This window comes from Paraburkholderia sp. RL17-347-BIC-D (assembly GCF_046027915.1).
In the GTDB taxonomy this organism is placed as follows: Bacteria; Pseudomonadota; Gammaproteobacteria; order Burkholderiales; family Burkholderiaceae; genus Paraburkholderia.
In genome coordinates this window covers 241,973-255,525 of the sequence record NZ_JARESS010000005.1, presented here as the reverse complement: position 1 = coordinate 255,525, position 13,553 = coordinate 241,973, and the positions used below count along the sequence as shown (strand labels likewise).

The following is a 13,553-nucleotide window of genomic DNA, read 5'->3' as shown; positions in this document are numbered from 1 at the left end:
CCGTCCGCCAGGCGCCACCCGTTTCCCTTTTAATCATCTACTCGAAAACACACGCTGCATGGAACCGATCAAAGTTGGACTGCTGGGCTTCGGCACGGTAGGCAGCGGCACCTTCACGGTACTGCGCCGCAATCAGGAAGAAATCAAACGCCGCGCGGGACGCGGCATCGAGATTGCGCGCATTGCCGTGCGCAATCCCGCGAAGGCGACAGCGGCGCTGGGCAGCGAAGCCGGCACGGTGGCGCTGACCGATGACTTCAACGCGGTGGTCGACGATCCGTCGATCGATATCGTGGCCGAAATGATCGGCGGCACGGGCGTGGCGCGCGACCTCGTTCTGCGCGCGATCAAGAACCGCAAGCATGTGGTCACGGCCAACAAGGCGCTGCTCGCGGTGCACGGCACGGAAATTTTCGAAGCGGCGCGCGCCAACGGCGTGATGGTGGCGTTCGAGGCAGCGGTGGCGGGCGGCATTCCGATCATCAAAGCGCTGCGCGAAGGTCTGACGGCTAATCGCATCCAGTACATCGCGGGCATCATCAACGGCACGACGAACTACATCCTCTCGGAGATGCGCGACCGCGGGCTCGATTTCGCGACCGCATTGAAAGCCGCGCAGGAACTGGGCTACGCCGAAGCCGATCCGACCTTCGACATCGAAGGCGTGGACGCCGCGCACAAGGCGACCATCATGAGCGCGATCGCGTTCGGCGTGCCGGTGCAGTTCGACCGCGCCTACGTCGAAGGCATCAGCAAGCTCGCGGCGATCGACATCAAATATGCCGAGGAACTCGGCTACCGCATCAAGCTGCTCGGCATCGCGCGCCGCACCGACAAGGGCATCGAATTGCGCGTGCATCCCACGCTGATTCCGGAAAAGCGCCTGCTGGCGAACGTGGAAGGCGCGATGAACGCGGTCGTCGTGCACGGCGACGCGGTCGGCACCACGCTGTACTACGGCAAGGGCGCGGGCGCCGAGCCGACGGCCTCGGCCGTGGTGGCCGATCTGGTCGACGTGACGCGTCTGCACACGGCCGACCCGGAGCATCGCGTGCCGCATCTGGCGTTCCAGCCGGACAGCCTGTCGAGCACCCCGATCCTGCCGATCGAGGAAGTCACGAGCGGCTACTACCTGCGTCTGCGGGTGGCGGACGTGACGGGCGTGCTGGCCGACATCACGCGCATTCTGGCCGACACCGGCATTTCGATTGACGCGCTGCTGCAGAAGGAATCGGAGCAGGTCGACGCGAACGGCAAGGGCGAAACCGACATCATCCTGATTACGCACGAAACGGTTGAGAAGAACGTCAACGCCGCGATTAAAACGATCGAAGCGTTGAAGACCGTTGTCTCGCAAGTCACGAAGCTGCGCATGGAAGCGCTGAACTAGGCCGAACTATGAACTACCTCTCCACGCGCGGCGCCGGAGCCGGCGAGCGCCATACCTTTTCCGACATCCTGCTGGGCGGTCTCGCCAAAGACGGTGGCCTCTACCTGCCCGCCGACTACCCGCGCGTCACGGCGGACGAACTGACGCGCTGGCGCACGCTGCCGTACGCGGACCTCGCCTTCGAGATCCTGTCCAAATTCAGCGACGACATTCCCGCCGAAGACCTGCGCGCGCTCACGCGTAAGACGTACACGGCGGCCACGTACTGCAACGTGCGCGACGACGAAAGCGCCGCGCAGATCACGCCGCTGAAAACACTGGGCGTCGAGAACGGCGCGCCGCTGTCGCTGCTGGAACTGTCGAACGGTCCGACGCTCGCGTTCAAAGATATGGCGATGCAGTTGATCGGCAACCTGTTCGAATACGCGCTCGCCAAGCACGGCGAAACGCTGAACATTCTCGGCGCGACCTCGGGCGACACCGGCAGCGCCGCGGAATATGCGATGCGCGGCAAAAAGGGCATCAGCGTGTTCATGCTGTCGCCGCACAAGAAGATGAGCGCGTTCCAGACCGCGCAGATGTACAGCCTGCAGGATCCGAACATCTTCAATATCGCCGTGGAAGGCGTGTTCGACGACGCGCAGGACATCGTCAAGGCCGTGTCGAACGATCACGCGTTCAAGGCGAAGTACAAGATCGGCACGGTCAACTCGATCAACTGGGCGCGCGTCGTCGCGCAGGTCGTGTACTACTTCAAGGGCTATTTCGAAGCCACGAAGTCGAACGACGAGCGCGTGTCGTTCACGGTGCCGTCGGGCAACTTCGGCAACGTGTGCGCGGGCCACATCGCGCGCATGATGGGCTTGCCGATCGAGAAGCTGGTCGTGGCGACCAACGAAAACGACGTGCTCGACGAGTTCTTCCGCACGGGCATTTACCGCGTGCGCAAGGCGGCCGAGACGTATCACACCAGCAGCCCGAGCATGGACATTTCGAAGGCGTCGAACTTCGAGCGTTTCGTGTTCGATCTGCTCGGCCGCGATCCGGCGCGCGTGCTGCAACTGTTCCGCGATGTCGAGGAGAAGGGCGGCTTCGATCTCGCGGCGAGCGGCGATTTCGCGCGCGTGAAGGAGTTCGGTTTCGTGTCGGGCAGCAGCAGCCATGACAGCCGCGTGGATACGATCCGCGACGTGTTCGAACGTTACGACACGATGATCGACACGCACACGGCCGACGGTCTGAAGGTGGCGCGCGAACATCTGCAGCCGGGCATTCCGATGATCGTGCTGGAGACGGCGCAACCGATCAAGTTCGGCGAGACGATCCGCGAAGCGCTGTTGCGCGAGCCGGAGCGGCCGGCCGCATTCTCGGGCCTGGAGTCGCTGCCGCAGCGTTTCGAAGTGCTGCCGGCGGATGCGCAGCGCGTGAAGGACTTCATTGTGGCGAAGGCGGGCGCTTAAGACGCGGTTGCCGTGAAGCGTGAGCGCGTTGTCCAGGGCTCACGCAGCCTGGCCGACATGCTCCAGGCGCCTCACGCAAAATGACGCTTGCCGCGAAGCCTCGCGGCAAGCGCTCAAGCTCCAAAAAACTCCCCTGATAACGCCCGCCGCCCAGGCTATCTGCTTCGACCGCTACAATATTCTTTTAACCTGCGGCTTCGAGACCTGAGATGTCCACACCCACGCCCCGCGCGCCGATGCTCGCCACCGCCGAAGCCTTGGCGACCCTGCTCAGCGCAGCGAGCCCGATTGCCGGCACAGAATCGATCCCCACGCTGGAAGCGCTGAACCGCGTGCTCGCGGCCGACGTCACGTCGCCGCTCGACGTCCCGCCGATGAACACGAGTTCAATGGACGGCTACGCGATCCGCACGGCGGATCTGACGACGCAGGGCAACAGCCGCTTGCCGGTCTCGCAGCGCATTCCGGCCGGTCACGCGCCGGAGCCCCTGAAGCCCGGCACGGCGGCGCGCATCTTCACCGGCGCTACGGTGCCGCCCGGCGCCGACGCGATCGTGATGCAGGAGCAAACCGAAGCCGCCGGCGCGGAAGTCACCATCCTGCACAGTCCGCAACCGGGCGAATGGATCACGGCGCAAGGCGCGGATATCCGCAGCGGCTCGGTCATTCTTCCGGCGGGCACGCGGCTCACGCCGCAGGCGCTGGGACTCGCCGCCTCGGTCGGTTGCGCCGAACTGGTGGTGCGGCGGCGCGTCAAGGTCGCCGTGTTCTTCACCGGAGACGAGCTGACCATGCCCGGCGAGCCGCTGAAGCCGGGCGCGATCTACAACTCGAACCGTTTCACGCTGCGCGGCCTGCTGGAGAAGCTCGGCTGCGAAGTCACCGACTACGGCATCGTCGTGGACAAGCTCGACGCGACCCGCGCGACGCTGCGCGAAGCCGCCGAGGCGCATGACCTCATCCTGACTTGCGGCGGCGTGTCGGTGGGCGAGGAAGATCACGTGAAGCCGGCGGTGGAGGCAGAGGGCCGGCTTGCGATGTGGCAGATCGCGATGAAGCCGGGCAAGCCGCTCGCATTCGGCGCGGTGCGCCGCGCGGCGCAGCGTGGTGAGGCGGCGGAGTCGGCTTCCGCTGCGGCATTGGCCTCGGCCTCGGACTCGGCGGAAACCTTCTTTATCGGCTTGCCCGGCAATCCGGTGTCCAGCTTCGCCACTTTCCTGCTGTTCGTGCGTCCGTTCATCCTGAGCCTCGCCGGCGTGCAGACGGTCGCGCCGCGCGCACTGTCGCTGCGGGCGGATTTCACGCAGAGCAAGGCCGACCGCCGCAACGAATTCTTGCGCGCGCGCATCAACCCGGCCGGCGGCCTCGATCTGTTTCCGAATCAAAGTTCGGCCGTGCTGACGTCGACGGTCTGGGGCGACGGCCTGATCGATAATCCGCCGAATCACGCGATCAGCGCCGGCGAGACCGTGCGCTTCATTCCTTTTTCTGAATTGCTGAACTGAGGCCGGCCAGAGCCGGTGGCATCCCGATGAAGATTCAACTCCGATATTTTGCGAGCGTGCGTGAAGCGCTCGACCTGGCCGACGAAACCGTCGACCTGCCCGACGGCATCGCGACCGTCGGCGATGTGCGCGCGTGGCTGCGCGTGCGCGGCGGCATCTGGGCCGACACGCTGGCTGAAGGCCGCGCGCTGCGCATGGCCTGCAATCACGTGATGACCAGCGCCGGCACGCGCGTCACCGAAGGCTGCGAAGTCGCGTTTTTTCCGCCTGTCACCGGCGGCTGAACCGCCACGCCGCTTAACCGCATAGGAGCCACAGATGCCCGTTCGCGTCCAGACGGAAGACTTCGACCTCACCGCCGAGGTCGCCGCATTGCGCGCGCGCAATCCGAAGATCGGCGCCGTGGCGTGCTTCGTCGGCACCGTGCGCGATCTGAACGACGGCAGCACGGTCGAGACGATGGAACTCGAACACTATCCCGGCATGACGGAGAAGTCGCTGGAGGCGATCATCGTGAGCGCGCGGGAGCGCTGGCCAGGCATCGAGGTATCGATCGTGCATCGGGTCGGCAAGCTCTATCCGCTCGACCAGATCGTGCTGGTGGCGACGACGGCCATGCATCGCGGGGAAGCGTTCGCGTCGTGCGAATTCGTGATGGACTACCTGAAGACCCAGGCGCCGTTCTGGAAGAAAGAGAAGACCGAGGCCGGTGAGCATTGGGTTGATGCCCGCGTCACCGACGACGCGGCGCTCGCCCGCTGGGGCATTGAATCGGGCAATCGGACGGGGGAATAGACGCGGCGGGTTCGGGTTTGCAGGATTCTGCGGGCCAAACAAGCATCTTGGCGCCACTCACGACGTTCTGAAGCGCTCCCAAAACTGTAACCGCTCGGGTGATGCTTTCCGGCCCGCCGGATGGGATAAAACGACCCTGAAGCCTGAACCCGGTTCATTCATCCCGCGCCCGGCCAATGATCCGCGCCGGAAACGGCTCGCCTGACGGACGCGCCGCGTGAGCCGCATCCTCACCGTCGCGCGGACGCCGTTTCGGCGCAACGCGCTCCAGCAGCGCCTGCTGTTCCTCCGGAATCTTGTAGTCCCAGCCGAAACGGCTCAACTGTAGACTCTGCGCGATCCGCAGCGCCGGTTCCATGAAGCGCACCGCCGCGGCAGGCTGATAACGCGATTCGACCGTATTCAGAAACAGATACAGCCAGCGGCTGAAGTGCTGCGGCTCGATTCCCTCGAGCGGCTGATGCGCCTGCTGCACGTTGCCGCGGTATTGCTTCGCGCCCAGCACGAGGCTGCCCCAGAACGTGCACATCTTGGGCAGGTGATCGTCCCAGCGGCCCGCCAGCGTCGCGTCGAATACAGGGCCGAGCAGCGCATCGGCACGCACGCGGTCGTAAAAGCCGTAGACGAGATCGCGGATATTCGCCTCGGTGGGTTCGGCGGCGCGCTCGACGACCGGCGCGGCAGGGAAGGACGGGTTCATGCAAATTCCAAAAGAATGCGGCTATTCATCGCGCCTCGCAATAGGGCGCCGCGGAGCGTCAGGAATGGCCTCAAATCGAGGCCGAATGGAAGGAAGTAGGATGCGAACACCCCGCTTTTCGTAAGAATGCCCCAGGCAGGAAACGTTACCATTACTGCCGGACGACCCACCCCGCCTGTCTGCGCAGAACCGGAAAATATGCGTAGCGCCTGCATCTTAGGGCGAAGCGACGGCCCACGGCAACCCTTGCATCGACGCGGTTATCTCCCGGATCGCGGCTTGCGCTCATTGCGATACCTGCACTCATGAGACTGACCGACTATACGGATTACTCACTACGCGTCCTGCTCTACCTCGCCGTTCGCGGCAGTGGGTTGTCGACGATCCAGGACATTTCAGACGCGTACGGCATTTCCAAGAACCACTTGATGAAAGTCGTGCAGCAACTCGGCGAACTCGGCTGGGTCGAGACCGTGCGCGGCCGCAACGGCGGCCTGCGGCTCGCGGAACAGACGAACGCGCTGACTGTCGGCGAAATCGTGCGCGCGACGGAAAGCGACTTTGCGCTGGTCGGCTGTTTTCCGGATCAGCACGGTGAGCGCCGTGGTTGCGTGATTACCGCGCAGTGCCGTCTGCGAAACACGCTCGAGGCGGCGCGCAATGCCTTCCTCGCGGAACTCGACCGTCATACCATTGGAGAGGTGGCGCAGCCGCACGGCCCGTTGGCCGCGCTGCTCGGTTTGAGCAACGTGATTCCTATTACGCCGGTCGCTTCGGCTGGTGGCGACTCTGCGTCGCTGGCCTGAATGCGCCAGGCATTTCTCTCGCGTCAAATGTTAAATAGTTGACGCTTGAGGCAAAAAAGCGCTTGAAACCTGGATAAAACGCCTCATTTTGGTGGTAATCGAAATTGGAGGTCGCTTGATGAGAATCGACAAACTCACCACTAAATTCCAGGAAGCGCTGGCGGATGCCCAGAGTCTGGCCGTCGGCCATGACAATCAATACATCGAACCGGTTCACGTCCTTTCGGCGCTCGTCGCCCAACACGACGGCTCGGCACGCTCGCTGCTCTCGCGTGCCGGCGTGCACGTGCAGGCGCTGCAAACGGCGCTCGGCGACGCCATGACGCGTCTGCCGCAAGTGCAGGGCACGGACGGCAACGTGCAGATCGGCCGCGAGCTGACCGGTCTGCTGAACCAGGCCGACAAGGAAGCACAAAAGCTCAACGACACGTTCATCGCGAGCGAGATGTTCCTGCTCGCGGTCGCGGACGACAAAGGCGAGGCCGGCCGTCTCGCGCGTCAGCACGGCTTGTCGCGCAAGTCGCTGGAAAGCGCGATCGCCGCGGTGCGCGGCGGCTCGCAAGTGCATAGCCAGGACGCCGAAAGCCAGCGTGAAGCGCTGAAGAAATACACCGTGGATCTGACCGAGCGCGCGCGGGCCGGCAAGCTCGATCCGGTGATCGGCCGCGACGACGAAATCCGTCGTTCGATCCAGATCCTGCAACGCCGCACCAAGAACAACCCGGTGCTGATCGGCGAACCGGGCGTGGGTAAGACCGCGATCGTCGAGGGTCTGGCGCAGCGTATCGTCAACGGCGAAGTTCCGGAAACGCTGAAGGGCAAGCGCGTGTTGTCGCTCGATATGGCGGCCTTGCTGGCCGGCGCCAAGTATCGCGGCGAGTTCGAGGAGCGCCTGAAGGCCGTGCTGAGCGACATCGCGAAAGACGAAGGCCAGACCATCGTCTTCATCGACGAAATTCACACCATGGTCGGCGCGGGCAAGGCCGAAGGCGCAATGGACGCGGGCAATATGCTCAAGCCGGCGCTCTCGCGCGGCGAACTGCATTGCGTCGGCGCGACCACGCTCGACGAATATCGCAAGTACATCGAAAAGGATGCCGCGCTCGAGCGCCGCTTCCAGAAGGTGCTGGTCGACGAACCGACGGTGGAAGCGACCATCGCGATCCTGCGCGGTCTGCAGGAAAAGTACGAGCTGCATCACGGCGTCGATATCACCGACCCGGCGATCGTGGCGGCGGCGGAACTGTCGCATCGCTACATCACGGATCGTTTCCTGCCGGACAAGGCCATCGACCTGATCGACGAAGCCGCGTCGAAGATCAAGATGGAAATCGACTCCAAACCGGAAGAGATGGATCGGCTCGACCGTCGTTTGATCCAGTTGAAGATCGAACGCGAAGCCGTCAAGAAGGAAAAAGACGAAGCGTCGCAAAAGCGTCTGCAATTGATCGAGGAAGAAATCGAGCGGCTGAATCGCGAATATTCGGACCTCGAAGAAATCTGGACTGCGGAAAAAGCCGCGGTGCAGGGCAGCGCGCAACTGAAGGAAGAGATCGAGAAAACGCGGGCGGAAATCACGCGTCTGCAACGTGAAGGCAAGTTGGAAAAGGTCGCCGAATTGCAGTACGGCAAGCTGCCGGGGCTCGAAGCGCAGTTGAAGGAAGTGACCAAGGCCGAGGCGAACGAGCAGAACAATCCGACGCGTCCGCGGCTCTTGCGCACGCAGGTCGGTGCGGAAGAAATTGCTGAAGTCGTGTCGCGTTCCACCGGTATTCCGGTGTCGCGCATGATGCAGGGCGAACGCGAAAAGCTGCTGCAGATCGAGGAGAAGCTGCACGCGCGCGTGGTCGGCCAGGACGAGGCGATCAGCGCGGTGGCCGATGCGATCCGCCGCTCGCGCGCGGGTCTGTCGGATCCGAACCGGCCGTACGGTTCGTTCCTGTTCCTCGGACCGACCGGCGTCGGCAAGACCGAGTTGTGCAAGGCGTTGGCGTCGTTCCTGTTCGATTCGGAAGATCATCTGATCCGTATCGACATGAGCGAATTTATGGAGAAGCACAGCGTCGCGCGGTTGATCGGTGCGCCGCCGGGATATGTCGGCTACGAAGAAGGCGGTTATCTGACGGAAGCCGTGCGTCGCAAGCCGTATAGCGTGATCCTGCTCGACGAAATCGAGAAGGCGCATCCGGACGTGTTCAACGTGCTGCTGCAAGTGCTCGACGACGGCCGCATGACCGATGGACAGGGCCGCACCGTGGACTTCAAGAACACGGTGATCGTGATGACGTCGAACCTCGGTTCGCAAGTGATCCAGTCGATGGTCGGCGAGCCGCAGGAAGCGGTGAAGGACGCGGTCTGGGAAGAAGTGAAGCTGCACTTCCGGCCGGAGTTCCTGAACCGGATCGACGACGTCGTGGTGTTCCATGCGCTCGACCGCTCGAATATCCAGTCGATCGCGCGGATCCAGTTGCAACGTCTGCACGAGCGGCTGGCCAAGCTCGACATGCAACTGGTGGTGTCGGATTCGGCGCTCGAGCACGTCGGCAAGGTCGGCTACGATCCGCTGTTCGGCGCGCGGCCGTTAAAGCGCGCGATCCAGCAGGAGATCGAGAACCCAGTCGCCAAGCTGATTCTGGCCGGCAAGTTCGGTCCGAAGGATGTGATTCCGGTCGAACTGGAAGAAGGCAAGCTGGTGTTCGAACGCGTCGTGCATTAAGCGAAACGCGTTCTTCGAAGAACGGAACGGCGGCGATCGAGCCGTTCCCGTCGACATTAAAAAGCGGCAACGAAGGTGACTTCGTTGCCGCTTTTTTTTATGCCCGTTGAATGCGCAAGCGGGCACACGGGCAGACGAGGCCGCCCGTGTTGTTAGGCGTTGCCTTTACCGAATAGCGCGGACAAGCCGCCGAGCGCGCCGAGTACGGTGGTGGCGTTCAGCTTGCCTTCGGCCGGCACTTCGCCTTCCGGCGTGGCCGCGTTGACGACGTGCGGCAGAATCTGCGACAGCAGGCCGGTGACCTGATCCGGCTGCACGCCGGCCTTCGCCGCGAGGTTGGTCACGGTCTCCGAGCCGAGCACGCTGTGCAGCGCGTCCGGCGCGATCGGCTGGTTCTCGCCGTTGCTGACCCACGAGGTCACGATGTCGCCGAGGCCTTTTTCCTTGAAACGGTCGATCAGGCCGTTCAGCCCGCCCGGCTGGCTATTGACGAATTCGAGTGCGGCCGAAACCAGGGCTTGCTGGCCACCGCCTTCGGGGGATTTGCCAACCAGGGAACCGAGTGTGTCGAGTAGGCTCATGACGGTCTCTCTTGAATGCCGACACGTGCTTGACGGGTCAGCGGGTGAAAACGCTGCGCGGTTGCGCGGCGCCGTGGAAGGAAGGCGGGCGGCGGCGCGGCGGCGCTGATGGTTCGTCGCGTGGGATCACGCGCGTATCACCTGGGCCGTTACGCTGCCGGCGCACAATCCTGTTTCGTACTCCGTTTCATTCTGTCCGGTCCTCGTTTCGTGCGGTCAGGCACCGCCCGAGGCCGCCGCAGCCGATGCGGCCTTGCTCTTCTTGGCTTTCTTCTTCGATGCTTTGGTATCCGAGGCATCAGCCGGCGCCGCCGCTGCCGCAGTAGCCGGCGCGGAAGCCGCTGCCGCCTCGGACGCCGCAGCCTTGCTCTTCTTCTTCGACTTCGACGCCTTCGCGCCGGAGGCATCCGCCGGGGCGGCTGGCGTCGTATTTGCAGCCGTGGTTGGCGCCGCCGTAGGCGCAGTAGCCGCGGGCGCTGCCTTGGTGCCGGCCGTGCTGCTCGGCTTCGCAGCGGGCTTGGCGCCGCTCGGCGGCGTGGACGAGCCATTGATCGTCAGTCCGGCCGCTTCGAGATTGGTTACCGATTTGGCTCCGATGCCCTTGACGCGCGTGGCGAGATCATCGGCGTCTTTGAACGGGCCATTCTTGGTGCGTTCGTCGATGATCGCTTTCGCATGCACCGGGCCAATACCCTTAACCGATTCGAGCGCCGCCTGATCGGCGGAGTTCACTTCGACGGCCGCCGCAAATCCGGCCGACAGCGACAAAGCCAAAGCAACGCAAAGCATTAAAAGCTTCTTCAGCATGGCAAGCACTCCATTGAGGGCAAAAAAGTGAGCCGCAAAGGGACGACTCAAACGACTCGGGACGACGCATCCTGTCAGCATTCGCTGCGCTTAAGCATAGAACAAATTGCGCGCCCTTATTTGCGAACGCGGACGATTTATACCGATCGATTCATGACAAGTAAATCAGTGTGAACAAGATTTAAACCTTTTGCCTCGTTATTAGGCTCTTATGAGTTTATCGATCAAACCCCCACGCCATAAAAAAATGACCGTGGAGACAAATGACAGCACGACGCGCTTGACTTAGAGTGCACTCGAAGTCCTAACCTGAGTTCCGTCATGTCGAATATCTCGAAAGCACTCACCATCGGGCAGGTCGCTGAAACGATCGGCGTTTCGACGCATACGCTGCGCTACTACGAACAGGCCGGGCTGATTCGCGCCGTCGGCCGCACGCAGGCGGGGCATCGGCTGTATTCGCCGGCCGATCTCGACTGGCTGCAGTTCGTGATGCGCCTGAAGGCGACCGGTATGCCGATCGCCGGCATGCAGGCGTTCGCGGCGTTGCGCGCGCAAGGTCAGCCGACGGTGGGCGCGCGCCGCGACATGCTGGTGGCGCATCGGGATGCGGTTTTGGCGCGAATCGCCGAGTTGCAGATCAACCTCGGCGCGATCATCGACAAGATCGCGTACTACGAAGCGGCCGGGCGCGCACCGGCCGCCGATCATTCGACACGACAGACCGACGAAACCCAGTCGCATTCACATTCGGAAGAGGACTCACCATGGACCACGCACACAACGACCGCTACACCCGAGGCTGGGACAAACTGAAGCAGATCGACGGCTCGGCCGGCGAGCAGGTGATCGCCGCGCTCGCGCCGATCGCGCCGGATTTTGGCCGTCTGCTGATCGAATTCGGCTTCGGCGATATTTACAGCCGGCCGCAACTCGATCTGCGCGCGCGTGAAATCGCCACCATCGCCTCGTTGGCCACGCTCGGCTCCGCGCAGCCGCAACTGAAGGTGCATATCGAGGCGGCGTTGAACGTCGGCTGCACGCGCGAGGAGATCGTCGAGGTGTTCATGCAGATGGCGCTTTATGCGGGATTTCCGGCGGCGCTGAATGCGCTGTTCGCCGCACGCGAGATTTTCGAGCGCCATGATCAGGCATTGAATGACGCGCAATCGGCGAGCGCCGCGCAGGTGCGGGAGGAGGAAACCCACGCGGGTTGAGATCCGCGAGGCAAGGGCGACAGCAAGGGTAGGGCGAGCGGCTGCTTGGATCAGCCGCTTTTTATTGAGCCTGCAACGCAACTAACGGTCTATTATTGGCAGCCACTACGACAGAGCGTATGTGGGCAGGAACCAAACAGCGGCTTATCAGGAAGAAAGCCCGGCCATTCTGCAGCCTACGACAGACAGCCCCGTCAAGCCGCCGAATCCGCCCGAAGCGCCGCCTCGGCATGCGAATACCGCTTGCTCACCACACGCCAATACATCAGCAAGCCGATGCCCGCAATCGCCAGACTCGCGGTATTCGCCACCCAGAAGCCACGCGCGCCGGTCAGCCATTCCGGCGTGACGCCGGTCACGTTGAAGCCGAGCACATAGCCGCCGCCGAGCCCGACGCCCCACAGCGCCACCGCGTAGATCACGGTCGGCACGACCGCCACCTTGTAGGCGCGCAGCACGAACGCGGTGGTGATCTGCAACGCATCGAACAGGTGGTAGCACACGACGATCAACACCAGCGGCAACGCCGCCGCCACGACCTGCGCATTCGGCGTATAGCCTTCGATGATGTAGGGCCGCAGCACCAGCACGATCGCGCCGTAACAGCAGGCGATCGCCATGGCCATCATGATGCCGTGACGCGACAGCGTGCGCGCCGCTTCCGGACGATGCGCGCCGAGCGCCTGCGCGACCAGCGTCGACGAAGCGATGCCGATCGACAGCGGCGTCATGTACAGCACCGCGCCGATATTGCCGGCGATCTGGTGGCCAGCCAAGGTCGTGGTGCCGAAGCGCGCAATGAAGAGCGCCATGAACGTGTAGGAGGTCACTTCGATCAGATACGACAGGCCCATTGGAATGCCCAGCCGCAATTGCGCCGCCTGGCGTCGCCAGACCGGCCAGCAGAACTGCGAGAAGATCGCGAACGGCGTGAATACGTCGACGCGCGTCAGCAGCAGCATGCCGAGTGCGGCCAGCGCCCAGTTGATCATGGTGCTGGCGAGCGCGCAGCCCGGCCCTCCGAGCGCCGGCACGCCGAACCCGCCGAAGATGAACCACGTATTGAGCGGTACCTTCAGCAGCAGCGCGCCGATCTGCAGGATCATCACGAGTCGCGGCTTGCCGACCGCATTGGTGATCGAACTGTAGACGCGAAAAGCGAGGCCGGCCGGCAAGCCGAAGGCCAGAATCCGCAGATACGCGACAGTGCGCTCGTGCAGCGCCTCGGGCACGCGCGCCAGCTGCAGCACGGGGCCCGGAAAAAACAGAATCAGGAAGCCGATCACGGTTAGCGCCGCCGCGAGCCACAAGGCCTGGCGAACTTCCTCGCCGATCTCGGTGTAGCGGCGCGCGCCGTAGAGTTGCGCGGTAATCGGTTGCAGCGCGGTCAGAATGCCGGTCAGGCCGATATATACGGAGATATAGATCGACGAGCCGAGGCCGAGCGCGGCCAGGTCGACTGCCGAGTAGCGGCCGACCATCGCCGTATCGATCACGCCGAACGCGATGATCGCCAGTTGGCCGATCAACACCGGCCACGCGAGGCCGGCGATTTTCCGTACGTCGGCGAGCATGC

General features: G+C 63.5%; 12 protein-coding genes and 1 pseudogene. 9 read left to right on the top strand and 4 right to left on the bottom strand.

The genetic code is table 11. The features are described from left to right. Positions 1 to 58 precede the first annotated feature (58 nt). From P0D96_RS09945 to P0D96_RS09925, 5 genes are all read left to right on the top strand, one after another. Complete coding sequence (locus P0D96_RS09945; RefSeq protein WP_408175587.1) at positions 59 to 1,390, top strand: homoserine dehydrogenase; 1,332 nt, start codon at positions 59 to 61, stop codon at positions 1,388 to 1,390. An 8-nt stretch (positions 1,391 to 1,398) separates the two neighbouring features. Then, positions 1,399 to 2,850: a threonine synthase gene (gene thrC, locus P0D96_RS09940; protein ID WP_132374791.1), complete on the top strand. Its 1,452-nt coding sequence runs from the start codon at positions 1,399 to 1,401 to the stop codon at positions 2,848 to 2,850. A gap of 236 nt (positions 2,851 to 3,086) precedes the next feature. Next, the gene (locus P0D96_RS09935) at positions 3,087 to 4,355 is read left to right on the top strand and encodes a molybdopterin molybdotransferase MoeA (protein ID WP_408288246.1); all 1,269 of its coding nucleotides are present in this window, start codon (positions 3,087 to 3,089) and stop codon (positions 4,353 to 4,355) included. A 26-nt stretch (positions 4,356 to 4,381) separates the two neighbouring features. Further along, positions 4,382 to 4,639 carry a molybdopterin converting factor subunit 1 gene (gene moaD, locus P0D96_RS09930; protein ID WP_132374790.1) on the top strand — a complete coding sequence of 86 codons (258 nt, stop codon included), beginning with the start codon at positions 4,382 to 4,384 and terminating at the stop codon, positions 4,637 to 4,639. Between the two features lie 34 nt (positions 4,640 to 4,673). After that, positions 4,674 to 5,150, top strand: coding sequence for a molybdenum cofactor biosynthesis protein MoaE (locus tag P0D96_RS09925; protein ID WP_408288133.1), 477 nt, complete (start codon positions 4,674 to 4,676; stop codon positions 5,148 to 5,150). A 154-nt stretch (positions 5,151 to 5,304) separates the two neighbouring features. Here P0D96_RS09925 and P0D96_RS09920 read toward each other — a convergent pair whose 3' ends face one another. Continuing rightward, positions 5,305 to 5,850, bottom strand: a complete 546-nt coding sequence (locus P0D96_RS09920) for a group III truncated hemoglobin (protein ID WP_408313232.1) — start codon at positions 5,848 to 5,850, stop codon at positions 5,305 to 5,307. 305 nt (positions 5,851 to 6,155) lie between these two features. Here P0D96_RS09920 and P0D96_RS09915 point away from each other — a divergent pair, with 305 nt between their 5' ends. Next, positions 6,156 to 6,656, top strand: coding sequence for an Rrf2 family transcriptional regulator (locus P0D96_RS09915; RefSeq protein ID WP_408175583.1), 501 nt, complete (start codon positions 6,156 to 6,158; stop codon positions 6,654 to 6,656). A gap of 118 nt (positions 6,657 to 6,774) precedes the next feature. Further along, complete coding sequence (gene clpB, locus P0D96_RS09910; protein ID WP_132374786.1) at positions 6,775 to 9,372, top strand: ATP-dependent chaperone ClpB; 2,598 nt, start codon at positions 6,775 to 6,777, stop codon at positions 9,370 to 9,372. A 152-nt stretch (positions 9,373 to 9,524) separates the two neighbouring features. Here the strand turns inward: clpB and P0D96_RS09905 are convergent. Both P0D96_RS09905 and P0D96_RS09900 read right to left on the bottom strand, forming a co-directional pair. Continuing rightward, positions 9,525 to 9,983 (bottom strand): annotated as a pseudogene (locus tag P0D96_RS09905) (YidB family protein); the annotation flags it as partial. Positions 9,984 to 10,169: 186 nt separating this feature from the next. Further along, positions 10,170 to 10,760: a ComEA family DNA-binding protein gene (locus P0D96_RS09900; protein WP_408175581.1), complete on the bottom strand. Its 591-nt coding sequence runs from the start codon at positions 10,758 to 10,760 to the stop codon at positions 10,170 to 10,172. Between the two features lie 321 nt (positions 10,761 to 11,081). On the opposite strand from P0D96_RS09900, the gene P0D96_RS09895 reads away from it, so the two are divergent. Both P0D96_RS09895 and P0D96_RS09890 read left to right on the top strand, forming a co-directional pair. Continuing rightward, positions 11,082 to 11,576 carry a MerR family transcriptional regulator gene (locus P0D96_RS09895; RefSeq protein WP_408313229.1) on the top strand — a complete coding sequence of 165 codons (495 nt, stop codon included), beginning with the start codon at positions 11,082 to 11,084 and terminating at the stop codon, positions 11,574 to 11,576. Continuing rightward, entirely contained in the window at positions 11,528 to 11,977 is a 450-nt protein-coding gene (locus tag P0D96_RS09890) for a carboxymuconolactone decarboxylase family protein (protein ID WP_132374782.1), read from the top strand. Before P0D96_RS09895 ends, P0D96_RS09890 begins: the two co-directional genes overlap by 49 nt. Positions 11,978 to 12,171: 194 nt before the next feature. Here P0D96_RS09890 and P0D96_RS09885 read toward each other — a convergent pair whose 3' ends face one another. Then, on the bottom strand, positions 12,172 to 13,551 hold the full coding sequence (locus tag P0D96_RS09885) for an MATE family efflux transporter (RefSeq protein WP_408313225.1): 1,380 nt from the start codon (positions 13,549 to 13,551) through the stop codon (positions 12,172 to 12,174). Between the last annotated feature and the right edge of the window lie 2 nt (positions 13,552 to 13,553).